Below are 17752 nucleotides of genomic sequence, written 5' to 3'. Positions count from 1 at the left end.
AAATCGAAGACAGAAAAAAAGGACACCCGTAGATGTCCTTTCGCAACGCATTATTCTTTGACGTCGACCACGCGGCCTTCGACCGTCGGTGTGACTTCGCCTTGTTTCACGAGATAGTCGCGCATGATCTCCCAGTCGATGAGACCGAGGTCGTTGACGCGTCCTTCTTCGTAAGCCTTCTTGAACTCGAGGTAGTTGTCGCCACCTTTCGCCGCGAAGAAGTTCGTCGCGATCTTATACGTCGCAGACGGGTCGATATCGACATACGTCTCACCTTGAAGCACCTGTGCCTTGACGACACGGCTGTTCGCCGGTTTCGAGCTGTCGAACTCAAGCTTCATGCCAGACATGTGGAGGAAGCCGCCGCTCTCGATCGGATAGACGCTGACGCTGCGCTCAAGCGCCGCGAGCAACTCGCTGCCTTGAAGCGTCATGACCGCGAGTGTGTTGCCGAACGGGAGTGTCGTGAGCACTTCACCTGTCGTGATCGGACCTTCGTTGATGGCTGCACGGATGCCGCCCGCGTTTTGAATCGCTGCGACGACTTGTGGATCGACTTGCTTCGCACGGTCGAGCATGCCGTCCGTGATCAAGTTCCCGAGTGCCGTCTCGTTTTTACGTACGCTCGGCTTCGTCACGTCACCTGAGTCACGCAAGTTTTCGAACGCAGCAGTCGCTGATGCGCCGATCTCAGCGTTCTTGATTGCATCGATTTCAGCCGCGAACGGAGCGAGGAGACGAGCCGCCCCTGGGTCTGGCGCGTACGTCTTCACGTCAATCAACTTACCGGCTTGCGAGACGACTTTGCCGTCTTTGTCGAACACGAGGTCGAGCGTGCCGAGGAAGTCGCCATACTGATACGCTTGGACGATGACCGTCGGGTTGTCGCCTTCTGTGATGAGGACCGGTGCGTCGAGACGTGTATGCGAGTGACCGCCGATGATGACATCGATGCCGTCGACGTGTTTCGCAAGCTCGAGGTCGTTGTCGATTGCCGGGTTGTCATCGTAACCTAGGTGCGTGACCGCAACGATTTGGTCGACGCCCATGTCTTCGAACGCCTTGACGGCCTTCTTCGCTTCTTCGATGTAGTTTTGGAATTGGACTGGGCCTGGGCTCGCGATGTTCGCCGTGTCTTCTGTCGTCAAACCGAAGAATCCGACTTTCTTGCCGTCGACTTCTTGGATGATTCCTTCATACAGACGACCGTTGAACGGCTTCTTCGAAATCTCATCGCGGAAGAGCGACTTCATGTACTGGTCGCTTGAATAGTCGACGTTCGAGCTGACGAACGGGAAGTTCGCATAGCGGACGAATTGCGAGAACTCTTTGTGACCTGTCTCTGTACCGAGGTCGAACTCGTGGTTGCCCGGTACCATCATGTCATACTTCATGTAGTTCATGAGTTTGAGGTCGACTTGTCCTTTGAACTCGTTAAAGTAAAGCGATCCTGAGAACACATCACCCGCGTCGACTAAGAGACGGTTCGGGTTGGCGGCACGGAGCTCTTTGACTACCGTAGCGCGGTTCGGTGCGAAGTCGAGTGAGGCGTGCGTGTCGTTCGTGTGCATGAACGAGAGCTCATACCCTTTCACTTCGTAAGGCACGTCGAGCGTGACCGTGCGACCTTTGTGCGTGTACGACGCCGTCGCCGTGAATTTCCCGATCTTGTCTGTCGACAAGTTCGTCCACTTCACCGGCTGACGGAGGACGCGGTCGACGAACTGGACTTGGAGCGTGTTGAGTTGACCCGTCAACTTCTCGCCGTGTTTGAACGTCAACTCACCCTTCGGCGCGATAATCGCTTTCGGGTAGTTGATGACGCGAACTTTCTTCTCGAAGTGTTGGTTCTTCCACTTGATGTAGCCTTTGACCGTTTGATATGTACCGAGCTTGTCCATGTCGACGGTTGATTTGTACCAGTAGATTTTGTTGCCTTGGTATGTCTTGTCGAGCGCCGCGTCAAGATCCCCGTTCTCGACGAAAGCTGCCTTCAACTTCACCGTTTGTTTAGCCGGGGCTGCCTCTGTCACGACCGCAGGGGCGATCACCGATGCCGTGAGCGTCGCCGCGAGCATCCCTTGATAAAACTTGCGTGTTTTCGAATTCAACATGCAATTATTCCTCCTTTAATATGTATGTGTCGACCGAAACGAAGTCATACCCGCGATCACACTTCTTCAGCCAGATGTCTGACATCAAGCCAATGGAAGCGATTACAAAACCCGTACAGACTTCATCTTTAAAGATACGCAATCTCATAAAATAACACAATTACTTTTCTGTAAATATTTCGTTATTTCTTTTGGATTTTGAAAAGAGAGGATGCCAAATGGCATCCTCCCTACATGTTACTCTTCGACGATCTCAATCTCTTCTTCCGGTACGTCGAGCTCACCTTTCGGCATCTCGATCGTTCGCGAACGCCCGTCCGAGAGCGAGTACGACACGACGTACGCCGAGTCCGTCTCGGTCACGTGTGAGAACGTCACGCGCGTATTTGATTTCGACATATGGAACAACGTGACGAACGACGTGCCCGCCCCCGTCTTCGTCGAGACGACTTGGTGGCGCGGCGTCCATTCGAAGTCGCGATAGGCGACGAAGCTCGGCTCGATCCGTGTGACGCCAGCCGAAGTAATCGGCAGTTGGATCATTTGGAGCGTCCGCCCTTCCTTGTCGCGGAACATCGTCTCGCCGTCTTTCTCCTCGATTGGTTCTAAGCCGACGCCGAGGTGGAACCGCTGCGTGAACGAGGCGCGCGAGTCCGAGCGGACCGTGTCGGCGACGAGCACCGTGCCGGCTTGGTCGTGGGCGATGCTACGCGTATGGTGGATACCTTGCCCCATCAGTTCGCTGTAACCGGTCGCCCGCTGCAACCCGTCCGTCTCCTCGACCGACAAGATGCCGCTCTTCCCGAGCGTGCTCGCATGGAGCGTCAGCTGGCGCGTGCCCGTGTTGATCGTGTTGTGGGCGTTGACATGGACGGCCTGATTCCGTTCCGGCAAGTTCGTATAGCCGAAGCGGCCCGTCTCGACGATAAAGTCGCGCCCGTAGCCGTACAAGTCGATGCTCAAATCGTCCTGATGCTTGTGGGCCGTGTTGTGGAAGCCGGCCGTCATCATGAGCGAGACCGCGTCCGCGAACGGTTTCGTCTCGCCCCAATGCTCGCGAAGGACGGCGTATTGCGTGTGGAGCTGCTTCGTCCGCTCGACTGGGCGGACACCTTCCTTCCCACCCGACACTGCGAACAAGAGGTGCGGATAGTCGCGCAGTGTCGAAATCATCGATGTCGTCCGCGGTTCGCCCGTCGTGTCACCGAAGAGCGGTAGCGTCCGGTTCGGCTTGATGAGATGGACGAGCGTTTCCGGCATCTGTTCGACCGCTTCGAGTCGTGGCGACGTCGTGAATCCGTTCGCCTCGATCCAGCGGTTGAAGCGGTACAGCATCTCATACGTGTACACTTGGTAGCCCGGCGAGTGCTCGAGGTGGACGTTGTCCGGGCTGAGCGAATGGTCGAGCTGCTCGGTCAGACGCGTCGCCGCGAGCTCACGCCATTCGCCAGAACGCTCGAGTTCCGGGAACGTCTCGGCGATGTCAGTGAGCGCCATGTCTTGGAAGATGCCGTGGTTGTGGCGCGGGCGATAGAACGACGGCGTCGACAAGACGTCGCCGTGCCCTTCGACGGCACGGAGCACGAGCGCGCTGAACGCGGCGTCATTGTTCAGACGCGAGCGCTTGTATTGGTTCCAGAAGTTGATTAAATGGAACGTGCGGATGGCCGTCCCTTGTTGATGATAGGCGTTCGGGTAGCGCTTGTACTGCGTGGTCGGGTACTGTTTGACCCAGCCTTCGACGAGCTGCTTCCCGTATGCCAAGTATTTGACGTCTTTCGTGTAATGGTACGCCATCGTCACTTGGTTTAATACCATCCAGTACTGCGCCTGGAACATGAACGACGTCGAGTCGCCGACTTTGATGTCGCGTTCCCAGTCGAACGTGGCGATGTCCGGCACGGCTTGACGGCCTGGCGCGGCCCCGAGCCGCCAGCTGCCGTTCAGTGCCGAGTCGGCTTGAGACACGGCTTGCGCCTCCGTCAAGAAGCCGTAATAGTACGGCACTTCGCGCTTGACCGAACGCGCCGTGTAGTTATGGAGCAGGCGGTCATATTGGCTGTCGGCGACGACCGCTTTCGTGAGCATCGTCGTCTTGAGCGGGATTTCCCGTTTCAAGCCGTACGTGCGGCGCCCGTCGACCTCGACTTGATAATAGCCTCCCGAGACGCCGACGACGTCATAGCGTTGGTTCGGCGTGAGTGTGGCGATCGGTCGCATCGACTTGTCCGGCATTAGCCGATAGACGACCGTGTCTTTCCCGACTTCTGTGAAAAATGGACGTGTGCTCGCTTCTGCGCCGACCGACGTCGTCGTCAAGACGAGCGCCGTCGTTAAGAGCGTCCCTTTCATAAATGAATTCATCAAATACCCCTTTTATCTTTTTTTACCATCATACCATGATAAAGAGGAAACTTTTTCAAAATGAAGGGAAGCGTTTTTTAGTTTCCGTTTCCAAATAATCGGTTTCCATCATCTTACAAAACATTCGGATTTCACGTTATCGCGTTGCTATACTGAAAGAAACGAAAAAAGGAGCCCAGTTCATGAAACGATTCATCCTATTCACCTTGATTTTCGCTCTCGTCATCGGGACGTTCCCGTCGGCCGCCTCGGCGAAGACGCCGTACGTGACCGTGAAGCAGGTCGCACTCAAACAGTCCGCCTCCACGAAGGCGAAGACGCTCGTCACCATCCCGAAAGGCAAGACCGTCACACACCTGTCTGACAAAGGCAGCTGGTCGAACGTCCAGTACGGGAAACAGAAAGGCTTCGTCGCCAAGCGGGATATCCAGAAGCAGACCGCCGCACCGAAACCGGTGACAGGCGTCGTCCAGGCACCCGCCTTCGGGTCGTTCAGCTACTTCACGTATAAAGGCGGCGACATCGTCAGCATGCTCGGCAAGACGTACAAAATTGACGCGCCGTTGCTGCCGTTCTTCAAAAAACACGCAGGTGTATTCAAGACCGTGTTCGGGATCCCCGTCACGGACGGGAGCGTGATCACCGGGTTCAAGGTGTTCTATCCGAACCAGTTCCATCCGGGTTCGTTCACGCTCGACATCGACAAAGCCGCAGCAGAACGAATCGAGACGTTTGTCATCAGCGTGAGCTCTCATCTGCATCCAACTATCGTCGTAAACGCGGCCAGTCCCGTCACGCAACTCACGACCGCCGGCTCAAGTCCCTACCAACCCGGCACGGCAGACCTTCGGCTCAACGGGACGTTCCGGCAAGTCGCCGTCACCGGGACGTCTCACCTCTCAGGAAAAGCGACGATCGAACGGGTCGTCTTACGGATGGGCGATTTTTATCCCTCGCCTAGTTCTTATATCGCTCAATTAAACGTAAACGGGACGATCAACCACCTCGAGTCGACGTTCGCCGACGCCCAAGTGACGCTCGGTCGTTCGACCGTCGTCAAACATGTCATCGGCGTCTCACCGAACCAAATCTTAGACGGGGCCCATGGGTTGATTAAAGGAACGAAACCATCGGCCGTTCCGGTTCGAGGCCGATGGATGAACCCGACCGAGCAACAAATCAGCGCCTGGCTCATGCGCCTCGCGGACGAAGAAGTCGACGTCGATACCGTCGCGTCGTGGTTGCGCACGCTCAAATTGACGGGCGTCGAAGCGGACCGGTTGCCGTCATACAAGGTCGCCTTAACGAAGAACGCCCACGCCTATGACACCCGCGTCTCACTAGCAACCGCAGCGGACTGGCAACGCCTCATCGATGACGTGAACCGGGCGCTCCGTCCCGGACCGTTAGACCGGCCATATGTCATGACGACGCAGCGAAGCCATCTTGAGGACTTGCTCCTCCGTCACGACCGTTCGCTCGTTTCCTACGATACGTCGAAGCGAGACGACTACCAGCGCGAGCTCATCGGATTGATCGACCCTTCTGGCCAACTGATTGACGTCGCCTTCAAGCGGACGTTTGGGAATCAGGTCGTGCGCCATCACGGGGCCTATACGAATGGTGATTTCGCGACAGAACAAGCGTCGTACCAGGAATCCGGGACGTACCGCCATGTGTCGTTGGTCGGTTCGAGCCGCCACCACTATACGTTCGACGTGACGGTGAACGGGCGCGAGTCCCGCCTGACGCACGTCAACGGGAAAGCGCTGTCCACTTACAAGAAGACCCCGCCGCGCGTCGAAGTGAAACGCGCCGGTGAGTTCTTGCTCATTCGTTCGTCAGACAGTCTCTGGATGGACAGTGTCCAACAAGCCGTCGCCCCGAACGCAACGTATTTCGATCCGCGCATGATCGCGACGTATCGCGTACCGGAGGCCGGGGCGTGGAACGGGTCACCGTACTATGTCCTCTACGCCTCGTCGTATGTACCCGGGCGCAAGCTCGTCCTGCAAGCGTACGGCTATGATGACGCCGTCATCACTATCCCGTGAACAGAAAGCCAGTTTCACTTTACTTATATACATGAATGAATCTGGAATTCAAAGAAGTTTGAAAGTAAATAAATTCAAATTCATGACCTAAATAATTAAAAAACGATGCGACAAGTGTTGGGGATAATTGTATACTAAAGTGGAAGAAACTGATAGAAAGAGGTGGCGTTATGACGATGTATCTTCCTTGTTCTGAGCGATTCACATACAAACGAAACTTGCAACGACTCGCCGAGATTGATTTGCATCAGTCTGCCGCTTGCGAATTCTCGTTCACCCTCCACGTCAGCAAGCAAGCCCGGTTGGCCGAACCCTTCCAACAGCTCGATTCCTTTGATTCGGCGTCGCTCTGGAAGTGGTTCCCGAACATGAAAGAAAAGTACGACTCGCAGCGCGACTGCCTGAAGGCGGCGACAGCTTGTCTGTCGATTATGGTTATTGATTAACTCACGAGGTGCCGCGCGCACCTCGTTTTTCTATGCGAAAACGCCTGCCCGAAATCATTCGGACAGGCGTTTTTTAGCGGACCGTCACATACACGGTCTGCGTACGCCCTTTCGGCGTCGTCAGTTTGATCGTCAGACGTGTGCCTGACTTTTGGGCCGCAATCGCGACCGGTGTCGACTTCGACGTCACCGCCTTCGTCGCGAGAAGCGTCGTCCCGCGATGGATCGTGACCGTGCCGTAGTCGACGTTCGAGTTGACCATGACCGTACGGGTCGTGCTCGTCGGAGCGGCCACCGTCACGACCGGCGTGAGACCGGCCTTCACGTTCACCGTCTGCACGAAGCGATAGACGCCGCGCGTGCTGACGAGCGTGATTTTCGCATTGAGCGGTTGCGGTGACAAGCTCATGACGACACGTCCCGTCGACGAGCTCTTGCCGCTCGCGATTTGACGCGTCCCGTTTTGGAGCGTGACGTTACTGTTCGGGAGCACCATGCCGACCCACGTCGTCTGCTCGTCGTGGAGGCGGATGTTACTGAACGTCACTTGAGGGAGCGCGAGGCGCGTATCGAGCTTCTGCCCGTTCCGCACCAAGCGGACGAGGACGATATCGCCCGGTCGCGCCGGGATTGTGAACCGCGTCGTCGAGACCGGTGTCGCCGTTGTCAGCTTGCCGTTGATGAAGAATTGAAGCTCGGCTCGCGTGTCACGACGAACGTTGACGACCGTGTGCGTCGCCGTCATCGCGACGTCCGTCACTTCTAAAATCGTCGGTCCGATCGCAGCGACTTGATGCTCGATCGCCTTCGTCCGATCACCGGCGCGCATGACGACGCGCACGACGTCCCCAGGTTGAAGCGGTGTCTCGAGATGGAGCAGGCTTCCGCCGGTCCCGAGCAACTTGTCATTGACGTAGTAACTTGTCGTCACGAGGCGCGTCGTCGTTGTGATACCGATTGACAGGTCGCCTGCCGTCGGTGTCTTCCGCAACGTGAACTCTGGCTCGGCCCGTTCAAAGATCGTCAGCACTTTCTCGCTGCTGACCGGCCCGCCGAACGGACGGTAGTAGAACTGAACGCCTTTCGTGAGCGGGTCGACCGAGTCTGTTACTCGGAAAATCCCAGACGCATCCGCTTGGACCGTCTCATAGTAGCTATGGTAACGCTCTTTCACGAACAGGCTGATCTTTCCGTGCGGGACCGTCTTGAAGGCGACGCCCGTCTCCGCATTGTCGCCGACGACCATGATGTTCATGTCGAGCGGGATGCCGTCCGTGACGGTGAACCGTTTTTGATAGGCGACGGTCGTACTGTCGCTCGACGAGATGACGAGCGGTGTGCCTTTCAACAATCGATCCGTTTGGATATGGAACCGTCCGCCGGCATCGGCGCGGCCCGTGTACGTGACCGGCTGACCGCCCGATACAGCTTCAATCGTGATGTAGGCGCGCGGTGTCGCTTCGCCGATCACCTCGCCGTCCATCCCATATTGTTGGACGGTGACGGTGCCTTCACGCTTCGTATGGAACGTGCCCGAGAACTTGACCCCTTTATACATCATGTTGTAAGACACTGACGTCGCATAGTTCGTCCGAAGCGGCGAAGAAATACCGGAATCGGTGTAGGTCGGCGTCAGGCGGTCGAGCGGGATCATCCCTTCGGTGCCGTCGATCCGCATCTCTTTCAGGAAGATTGGATACGATCGGTTGACGTATAACGTCGTATCCCCTGGCTCGTTCGCTTGTCGGTCGACGAACAGCTCAAGTTTCTGAGGGAGCTGAAGATAGTCGGATAGCTTCATCCGTTCCCCGTCACTGAAGACGATTCGTTCAGGGAACACGTTCATCGATACGGCGACCGGATGCGTCTTGATGTCCGCTGTCGCGACGTCGTATACCGAGTATGCGCCGTCTTGGTACCAATGGATCGCGCCGTTCGTCATCGCATAGTTCGTGTCCGACTCGTTCCGTGTCGTCAACGTCACGCTGCCAGTCACTTCATTATAAATATAGTGGGCCCGGTTATGGGCGTGCACCGTGTAGATGGTGATGTTTTGGAAAGACAACGGCTTTTTGACAAGGATGTCTTGCTTCGGGAGCGTGCGGGTGAAGCGCGTCTCCCCCGTCTCGGCAGAAACGTGTTCGATTTGTTCCAATTGGTCCGCTGCCGCAAGGATCGTCTTCCCGTCCGCCGTCAGCGACACGTTCGACGTGCCGAGATTTTTCTCCCAGATGACGTCGCGGGCAAGCGTCGTCGCGACGGTCTTCCCATCGTTTTGATACCAGAAGAGGCGGCCGTTGCCGATGTCGGCCCCGATGAGGCGGTCGTATTCCGGGAACGAGCTGACCTGGACCTTCCCGTCTAAACCGACGACATAGAGCGTCGACGAGCAGTCGGTGCAGCGTTCAGTGAAGACGAGGTAGTCACCTCCCGGGCTGACGAACTGGTCGACTTGAGTGAAGCGGTTAAACGTGACGGCTTGGTTGAGCGCGATCCGCTCGCCCGTCGTCGTGTGGTACAGCGCCTTTCCGTCATTTAAAAGAACGTAAGGGCTGTTGGAGATGCGTTGATGGGGCGGGAGCGGCTCACTGCTCGTCGCAGCGTTCGCGCTCGGTACGGCGAGTCCGCCGACCATCAAGAAGAGTGCCAAGATAAAAATGATTCGATTCACGTATGTTTTCCTCTTTTCTTAAAATTACGGGAAATGATATTTTTTATTACAAAAAAAGTATAATCTGTTTTTTAGAAAAGGGGAATCATTTTTTATGCAAGGTATAGAAAAAAACCGGCAGTGCCGAGGCACTACCGGTTTACAAGATGGCTCCGTCCGAAGACTTTGCTCTATTTAACCCTAAGGGAGGGTCAACAATTATTTTACAAGCTTCACTGTCATTGAAACCGGCGCAGCAAGGAGCTCGCCATTTTCAGTTGTGATAACTCGTGGAAGAACCACTGTCAACTGACCAGCTTTAGCGTCATCAGTCAACGAGTAAGTAGAACCTGAAACTGTAACGTTTGAAAGGTTAGTTACGACAGCGTTTGGAATTGCTACATCGACACCTGTAACCAATTGCATAAGGTTGGTTTTCTTGAAGTCGATTGCTTTACCAAACTGATCTTCAACTCCAACTACCGAGTTCAAGAGGTACTTGTCATTCACAGAATCATACTTACCGAATACCAACTCATTGAGCGTAACCGTAGTTCCACCGATGTTTGACAAGTCGATAGTACGAGTAGCTGTATTGACAGATGCCTTCTTCGCTACAGAGTCAGTGTTAGTGTAATCCACTGAGACTGTATCAACGAGTACTCCACCCACGCGAGCTTGTACAGTTGCTTTACCAGTTCCAGCAAATTTCACTGCAGCATTTTGGTTGAATGACAATGTGTTTGACGATAACGTCAAGTAATCTTCGTGAGAAGCTGTAGTGTAAGAAACTGAGAGAGTTGCTCCTGATTCTACACCAAGACGGTTTCCGAATTTATCAAGTTTGATAACTTGGAATTGTACAGAGTCGTCGTTAATTTCGTTACCAGTGTCCACATCTGCATCAAGAACTTTGTTAGCTGAAGAAATCACGAGATCATATCCAGCAACAACAGAATCAAACGCAGAGCGTTTTACTGCGATAGACTTAGTGAATACTACTTTGTTTGAAGCATCTTTGAACGTTGCAGAGATAGTGGCGTTTCCTTCACGATCACCTTCAGAGACAACAATTTTTCCATCTGCATTAAATTCAGCAGATGCAACGCGAGAGTTGCTTGATGCCAATTCAATTGTACCGACTAAAGTAGAACCTACACGCACTTCACCATCAGCGTTAACAACAGGTGTTGTGTATTCTGCTTTGTATTGATCTAAGAAGTCAACGTCAACTAGTACTGGAGAGTCAGGAGATACAACTGTACCTGAATCGAAGTTGATTGAAGACTCTGAAAGCGTTGCGTTAGCAATTGCAGAATCTGCAACTACTTGGAACTCTACGATTGTCTCGAAGTCTCCTTTTTTAATCTGAACGCGAGCTGTACCAGTTGAGATTTGGTTGATGTCAAAGTTTCCACCAGCATCAACTACTGTCGCTACAGTAGGAGTCAAGTTCGTGATAGTAGCTCCTGTAGCTGATACTTCAGTGAGGTTACCTGATGCATCTTTTACGAAGAGGTTAAGGAATCCTGCATCTGAACGCTTAACTGACGATACAAGGTTTCCAGCACGCTTTGCAGTCTGGTATGCAGATACACCAGTTGCTCCGTCAGTATCAATGTGGAAGCCATCTAATGTCACCAACGCATTAGCATCAGCTACTGTTACACGAGTTGCGCCCGTCGTCGAAACGACATTTCCACGAGAATCTAAAACTTTAACTTCCAAGAAGAACGTGTTTTGCGAAGGAGTTGACGAATAAGTAACTCGTCCAGTAGCTGAGTTAAATACAGTGCTAACAGCAGTTGAAGAAAGCTCTAACTCGTAACCACGATCTTCAAGAGCCTCTTCAGTCAACAACAAACCATTCTCATCTTTGAGCACTACTGAGTCAAGAACTGTTTGTCCACTCAAGAAAGCAGTCTTAGTAAGTGATACTGAAGTTGGTTTTGCTACTTTGTAGTCAAAAGACTTAACGATTTCTACAGTAGCTTCGCCAAATGCAGTCTCGAACTTGTTAGCAGTCAATTTGTACGTTTCCCCATCGATGAGGTTTTCGTTAGTTGTAAGAAGTACTTTTGTTTTATCAGTTGCATCGATTTCAGCTTTAGTAACGAAACGACCGTTATCAAGTTTGAAGTCACTTGCATCAACAGCTACAAGGTTCTTGTTGAATTTAACTTCTAATTGATTCGACTTAACAGCTTTTACAGAAAGATCTGTCGCTGCCACAGTGAACTCCATAACGTCAGTTTCAACTTCACCAGAAACAACCTTGTAAGAATGTGTTCCTGCAGGAAGCGAGATTGATGTAGCAGTGAATTTACCATCTTTGATTGAAGCAGCAGCTTTAATCGGAGTAGCCGATTGATCTTTACCTGGGAAGATCAACAACTCAGCTTTAGTATCTTCTTTTGCTTTAGCGATTTCGCCAGTAACTACAAGTTTGTCATCAGCGTTCACTTCAGACTTAACTGCTGAAAACTCAACCGCGCCAGCTACTACTGTGTAAGTAAGCAACTTCGTGATGCGGTTACCGTTGTGGTTGTACGAGATGAGGACTTTTTGCTCGCCTTCATCTTTCGTGTTGTAGTTCGAGCTCATTGTGTAGCGCTCAGGAGCTTGTGTGTAGATTTTGCCATCGCGGTACATAACGCGGATCGATGGTTTTACGAGTTCAGAACCAGCTTCGACTTCGCCGAGGTCTTGGTCAAGAACGTAGAGTGGGTAGTTACGAGCGTAAAGTTTCTTGATGTACGTCTTGCCATCAGAACCTTTACCAGTAACTGTTTGCCACTTGTTGATTGCTGTCACGAGGTGCTTGCCCCATGTGATTTGTACGCCAGCTGGTGTGTTAAGAGCAAGTGCCTCTTTGAACTTGCCGCCGAGTACGACTTCTGCTTTGAGCTCAACTGCTTTTGCTGTTGAAGCTTCTGCTGCCATTACCGGAGTAAGAGCTGCTGCCGTCACAGCGAGTGCTGCTGACGCTTTGACTAACTTGAATGATTTCTTTGCCATCTTGTGTAAATCCTCCCTTTGGTATGTTGCGATTTTGCGCTACCAGCTTGCAAGCTTCGCTCCCCCCACTAAACGATTCCATATGTATACGCCATTCGACCGAACGACTTATCCAACCTGATCCTTTAGGTCTTGAGCTTCACCGAAACTAGTAGGTATTTTTCAAGATGTGACTCTTGAACAATTTACCAAGTATGAACTTGGAAAACCTTACATCCATAATATACATAACGCTTCCAAACAGCACAAGCGTTTTTTTTCGCAAAAATGGGAATGATTTTGAATTTCGGAGCTTTCGAGATTATTTAATTACTATTTCCCCTTTTTTATAAATGTCGAAAACGGTCGAAAAATGCCGTTTTTAAGCCATTTCAGCTTAATTCACTTTATTATTTACTTTAAAAGGATATTAAATGCCTTTTAATGGATTAATGTATAATTTCCATGTTCAAAATTTGTTTCGCATAAAAACAGCCAATTTATCATCCTTAATTTTACATTGACCAAACTTTTAAAAATGAATCAAATCGCCTAGTTTGAATTTCGGGGAATGTCTTTTGGCCCTCTATCGTCATGTCCACATACAAAAAAAGCCGTCGGCACGGGGCCGACAGCTCATCGTCTTGCGACTTTCTTCTATTATTAATACCCAGCGTACTGAAGCGAGTGGATGAAGGCACGCTTCTCGCCACCGAGGAGCGCCCATTCGACTTCGTAGTCATAGCCCTCGATCGTGACGACGATCCGGTTCTCCGGACGGACGTGTTGCTTGATGAAGGCGATCATCTTGGCGTCCGGTTGGAACAAGTACGACTCTTCGACCGTGCCGTCGTCATACTCGTAGATGTCGACGTCATACGGGTCGATCGTGTGAACGAACGATGCTGAGCCGACACGGATGCGGAGCTTCTCGAACTCGAGCGGCTCACCGTCTTCCGCGATGTAGTTCAACAAGAAGCCCATGTTCGCTTTCGTCGGACGGTCGAAGAAGAGCGGTGCGAACGTCTCGTTGTAACGGACCGACGCGTCAGCAGCGAACACTTCCTTATGAAGCGTCATGCGGAAGCCGTCCATGTTGACGCGGTGGAAGTTGTTGAAGAGCGCGTGTTGCACCGTGAGCGTCTCCGCGGCGCTGCGGTTGCCGGCACCGTCACGCACGACGAGCGACATTTTCTTGCCGAGCGGTTGTTTCGGAATCGGCAAGACGAACTTCCCTGTCGACATGACCGGGGCCGTGTATGCTTTCCCGTCAATCGTCACGATGACCGTCGCGAGCGGCTCAGCCGTTCCGGCGATCCCGTTCGATACTGTCGTGACGGCTTGCGTGAGGCGGGCCTTGTTTGGTGCGACCGTGTCCGCGACGACCGTCGACTTGACGAGCTCGCTGATCGCGCCGTTCGGTTTCTTCGCTTGTGCCGTGAGCACCGTGCCAACTTTTTGGAGCGCGATGACGCGACGGTAGTTCCCGTTCGCATCGAACGAGCCGTTGAACGTGCTGCCGCCGACCGTGACCGTGACGGCGAGGCCTGGCGTCCCTTTCACTTCGATGGCACGTGACGAGTTATCGACTTTCCCGATGACCGGGGCTTTCGGACGTGCCGTCGCATCTTCTGCGACGACGACCGTCGTTGTCTCACTCACGTTTCCGCTCGCATCGACCAAGCGGACGTCGATGACGCGCCCGACCGGTTGCGGTGACATCGTGAAGATCGCTTCGCCGTTCGTGCGGATGACGCGCTCATACGTCTTCCCAGCAACGAGGATTTCCGCTCTCGCGCCGACTTCACCTTTAATCGTGAGTGACGTCGAGGTATGGAGTACGGCCGAGACGATTGGGGCGTCCGGTGCCGTCACGTCAGCTTCGGCTTCCGGTGTCGTGTCGACCGGCGTCTCCGTCGATTCAGGTGTTTCTGTCGTGTCGACCGTTTCTGTCGTTTCCGTCTGTTCGACAGGCTCGACTGTCTCGGTGTTCCCTTCGGCCGCGACGAATGACGGGCTGAAGCCGCCGACGACGAGTGTCCCGGCGAGGAAGAGAGATAAGTACTTCGGTTGTTTCATATGAATGTATTCCTCCTAAAATAATGTAGCAATAGACAACAAGTTTATTATATTGGATTATTTTAAAAATAGGTACATAAATTTCTAAATTATGTGTATGTTTTTCATCTATGGGAGACATAAAAAAAGACACCCCCTAAATCGGAGATGCCTAAGGCTCAAACTTCATGAATCATCGTCGCCTGACCGCCTTGCCAGAGCCACGTGTCGCCTTCTTTTACGTACAAGTGGAGCGCCCAGAAGCGTCCTTCGTATGCATTCGTGCCAAGGATGAACCGCTCCTCAAGCAGCAGTTGGACGATGGCGAGGTCGCCTTTCACCGTCTCGTCGAACGTGACCGTCTCTTGGGCAATCCACTGCACCGAGGCCGGATCGACGAACTGGTCCAAGAACGTCTCTTTATCGAACTGACGGCCGCTCGAGTCGACGTAGCGGAACGAATCGTGCATGATGCCGCGCATCGCCTCGAGGTCCCCGCCCGTCTGGAACGTGGCCCGGTCGTCAGAAAGTTGTTTCATATTTAATGTTTCCATAGATGTACCTTCCTTTCAGCGTTCATCATACCACACAATCCGTACCGGCTTCATCCAGATTCCTAGCACCTAGTTTTTACCAAACCTGAACGGTGAATCATCTTCCGGTCTATACCCGTCTGTGCGTTTTCTTATACCTATAGAAAAGACCGGCTCAGCCGGCCTTTCTCATTCACTACCGAATCGGGTATTTAATTGCGCTCGGACGACGGCCGGACGCCGCTCGGCGAACTGGCGCATCTCGGCGAGTTCGGCCTCCCACCCGTCGACGGACGGGATGTTCCCCCAGCGCGCGATTTGCCGCGGCATCTCCGGCGCGACCGTACTCGCGACCTCGTCCAGTTTCGACGTCATCGCCTCCGGTGTGAACGGCCCGGCGAGCAGCTCGTCGAAGATCTCAACGAAACGCTCCCGTCCTTCCGTGCTCGCCATGAGCGAGCGGAACAGCGCGTGCTCCGGCCCAGGACCGGTCAAGTAGGCGAACATGTCGTAATTGATGCTCTCCTCGAGCGGCAAACGTCCGGCAAAGCCTTGGTCGAGGTCGAAGACGACCCAGCGCCAACGCCCATCGTGCCCGTAGACGTCATCGTCCGTCAGCTCCGTCGCCTTGCGCCAGACGACGTAGTTGTTGAACATGCTGTCGAGGTTTCCATAAAACGCCTGATAGGCGACGTACTCCAAGAAGTTGTCGACGTCCATCTGCCGTTCGAGCTCATCAAACGCTTCGGGCGCGTCTAAGTCGTTCGTCTCGGCAAAGCGGACCATCTCCCGGTAATGGATCAAATCGGCGTCTTGCCCTGTCTCGATGACGAAGCCGTCCGGCATGTCTTGGTCCGCCTCGAGGATGGCGAGCTCGGTCTCGTCGATGTCGTATTTGATCTCAAAATAATCCGGTGAATACAGTTCCCGCAAATTATGCAGCCCCCAATACTCCCCGTTCACGAGGACGATCGTCGGCTGATAGTCTTCGAAGTCGAGTGGACGCTCACTCAGGAGTTCCTGCATGAACGCGTCCCGGAGCATCGCCCCTTGCCAGTCGTTGCCGGCGTTCCGGAGGAGCAGACGGTTGAACTCGGTCTCGTCGTTCCCGGGGAAGAACGGGTGGTAGAAGCGACTCTGCCCGTACTCGCTCCGGGCATACAGGCGAAGGCTCTTTTGGGCGAGGCCACGGGAGAACCCACCATGGATGCGAATCCCGATGTCTTGGCCGAAGACGTGCTCGCCGCCTTCGAAGTAATCGAGGTGGGCCGGCCGCTCCCACTCCCGTCCCGTCTCGAAGAAGTTGCCGCGCCCGATCTCGAGCGGGCCGTCCGGGACGTCGCCCGGCGTATAGATGCCGATTTTCTCATCGAACAAGTTCCTCGCATCGGTCGTCAGCGAGACGACGGGAAGGTTCGACGTGAACAAGTCCGCGTCAAGCAAATACGTCCGCGTCGAAAGCGCGCTCGTCGCCCCATCCTTCACGCTAATCGCGCGGATGACGAGTGCACGTTCGGCCGCCCCCCGTTCAAACGTCGGCGGGGTCCGGTTCGTCGCCGTCCGATTGTTCGATAAGACGGGCACGCCCGCGGTAAGCGACGGGGCGAGCGTGATCGGGCTCATATAGCGGGTCGACTCGGGTGTCGGGTCGCTCCCATCTGTCGTATAGAAGATGTCGGCCCCGTCCGTCGCCTCGAGCGAGAGCGTCGTCCCGGGTGCGATGATGCCGCTGTCGACCGAGAACGTCGGTCGATCCGGCAACCGTTCGAAGTCGCGGTCGGCGACTTGCTCAGCGATCCCGTCGAGACTCGAATAGTCGTGCGTCGCGTTCCCCGTCACGTACAGCCGTTCCGAGATGTCGAGATTCTCGAGCGGCGAGAAGTCGGCGATGCGGTTGTCCCGCAGATTGACATTGACGAGTCCCGTCAGGCCTTGGAGCGGTCCAATCGATTCGATGGCGTTTCCACGGACGTTCAGATGCGTCACGTTCGGGGTCCGTTCGAGCGCCTCGAGCGCGGTGACATCGTTGTCACGCAGGTTGAGCGTCGTGAGCGTCTCGGAAGCCGGTAAGAACGACAGGTCGCTCACGTCGTTCCCTTCTAAATTGAGCGTCTCGAGCGTGTCCGGGAGTTCCGGCACGCCTGTCAGTTGGTTGAAGCTCAAGTCGACCACTTTCAAATGAGGTAAGTTCGCGAGCGCCGACACGTCGGTCAGCCGGTTGCCGGACAGGTTGAGCGTCTCGAGCGACTGGAAATGTTCGATCCCGGTCAAGTCGGTCAACTGATAGCCGGACAAGTCGAGCGCGGTGACGCCTCGGACCTTGTTCTGGTTGAACGAGCCGACCGGGATGTTCAGCTCCTCGGCGAGCGCGGCCTCGAACGCCTCCCCGGCCGTCGCGTTCTCTTCGGCGATGTAGTACATGCCGCCCCACGTCCCGGCGAGCACGGCGGCCAGCAATCCGACTTTTAATACCTTCATAATGATATGAGCCTCCCGACGTCGATGTCTATTTGCGATTCGTGTGCTGTAACAGTAT

Annotated in this window: 9 protein-coding genes; 2 read left to right on the top strand and 7 right to left on the bottom strand. The window is 54.1% G+C overall.

Going from position 1 to position 17752, the window contains the following annotated elements:
• Window positions 1-50: 50 nt before the first annotated feature.
• Both KNP76_RS03790 and KNP76_RS03785 read right to left on the bottom strand, forming a co-directional pair.
• Window positions 51-2114: a bifunctional metallophosphatase/5'-nucleotidase gene (locus tag KNP76_RS03790; protein WP_251137326.1), complete on the bottom strand. Its 2064-nt coding sequence runs from the start codon at window positions 2112-2114 to the stop codon at window positions 51-53.
• Between the two features lie 237 nt (window positions 2115-2351).
• The gene (locus KNP76_RS03785) at window positions 2352-4478 is read right to left on the bottom strand and encodes a heparinase II/III family protein (protein ID WP_214842787.1); all 2127 of its coding nucleotides are present in this window, start codon (window positions 4476-4478) and stop codon (window positions 2352-2354) included.
• Window positions 4479-4660: 182 nt separating this feature from the next.
• Between KNP76_RS03785 and KNP76_RS03780 the strand changes: the two genes are divergently transcribed.
• Both KNP76_RS03780 and KNP76_RS03775 read left to right on the top strand, forming a co-directional pair.
• The gene (locus tag KNP76_RS03780; protein ID WP_214842785.1) at window positions 4661-6532 is read left to right on the top strand and encodes an SH3 domain-containing protein; all 1872 of its coding nucleotides are present in this window, start codon (window positions 4661-4663) and stop codon (window positions 6530-6532) included.
• Window positions 6533-6702: 170 nt separating this feature from the next.
• Window positions 6703-6978 (top strand): hypothetical protein, encoded by a 276-nt coding sequence (locus tag KNP76_RS03775; protein WP_214842783.1) that lies wholly within the window; start codon window positions 6703-6705, stop codon window positions 6976-6978.
• Between the two features lie 73 nt (window positions 6979-7051).
• Here KNP76_RS03775 and KNP76_RS03770 read toward each other — a convergent pair whose 3' ends face one another.
• From KNP76_RS03770 to KNP76_RS03750, 5 genes are all read right to left on the bottom strand, one after another.
• Window positions 7052-9649, bottom strand: a complete 2598-nt coding sequence (locus tag KNP76_RS03770; protein ID WP_214842781.1) for a hypothetical protein — start codon at window positions 9647-9649, stop codon at window positions 7052-7054.
• A 198-nt stretch (window positions 9650-9847) separates the two neighbouring features.
• Window positions 9848-12646 (bottom strand): autotransporter outer membrane beta-barrel domain-containing protein, encoded by a 2799-nt coding sequence (locus tag KNP76_RS03765; RefSeq protein WP_214842779.1) that lies wholly within the window; start codon window positions 12644-12646, stop codon window positions 9848-9850.
• Between the two features lie 642 nt (window positions 12647-13288).
• Window positions 13289-14704 (bottom strand): Ig-like domain-containing protein, encoded by a 1416-nt coding sequence (locus tag KNP76_RS03760; protein ID WP_214842777.1) that lies wholly within the window; start codon window positions 14702-14704, stop codon window positions 13289-13291.
• 158 nt (window positions 14705-14862) lie between these two features.
• The gene (locus tag KNP76_RS03755) at window positions 14863-15237 is read right to left on the bottom strand and encodes a nuclear transport factor 2 family protein (RefSeq protein WP_034805772.1); all 375 of its coding nucleotides are present in this window, start codon (window positions 15235-15237) and stop codon (window positions 14863-14865) included.
• A gap of 168 nt (window positions 15238-15405) precedes the next feature.
• Window positions 15406-17694 carry a CotH kinase family protein gene (locus KNP76_RS03750; protein WP_214842775.1) on the bottom strand — a complete coding sequence of 763 codons (2289 nt, stop codon included), beginning with the start codon at window positions 17692-17694 and terminating at the stop codon, window positions 15406-15408.
• Window positions 17695-17752: the final 58 nt, after the last annotated feature.

Origin of the sequence: Exiguobacterium sp. s150, from assembly GCF_018618435.1 — a bacterium.
GTDB lineage: Bacteria > Bacillota > Bacilli > Exiguobacteriales > Exiguobacteriaceae > Exiguobacterium > Exiguobacterium alkaliphilum.
This window is presented reverse-complemented; position numbering and strand designations above follow the sequence as displayed.

Excerpts from the sequence above, each read along its gene's own strand:
- KNP76_RS03790 (WP_251137326.1), bottom strand. The coding sequence starts at position 2,114 with ATGTTGAATTCGAAAACACGCAAGTTTTATCAAGGGATGCTCGCGGCG.
- KNP76_RS03785 (WP_214842787.1), bottom strand. The coding sequence starts at position 4,478 with ATGAATTCATTTATGAAAGGGACGCTCTTAACGACGGCGCTCGTCTTG.
- KNP76_RS03775 (WP_214842783.1), top strand. The coding sequence starts at position 6,703 with ATGACGATGTATCTTCCTTGTTCTGAGCGATTCACATACAAACGAAAC.
- KNP76_RS03750 (WP_214842775.1), bottom strand. The coding sequence starts at position 17,694 with ATGAAGGTATTAAAAGTCGGATTGCTGGCCGCCGTGCTCGCCGGGACG.
- KNP76_RS03765 (WP_214842779.1), bottom strand. The coding sequence starts at position 12,646 with ATGGCAAAGAAATCATTCAAGTTAGTCAAAGCGTCAGCAGCACTCGCT.
- KNP76_RS03780 (WP_214842785.1), top strand. The coding sequence starts at position 4,661 with ATGAAACGATTCATCCTATTCACCTTGATTTTCGCTCTCGTCATCGGG.
- KNP76_RS03760 (WP_214842777.1), bottom strand. The coding sequence starts at position 14,704 with ATGAAACAACCGAAGTACTTATCTCTCTTCCTCGCCGGGACACTCGTC.
- KNP76_RS03755 (WP_034805772.1), bottom strand. The coding sequence starts at position 15,237 with ATGGAAACATTAAATATGAAACAACTTTCTGACGACCGGGCCACGTTC.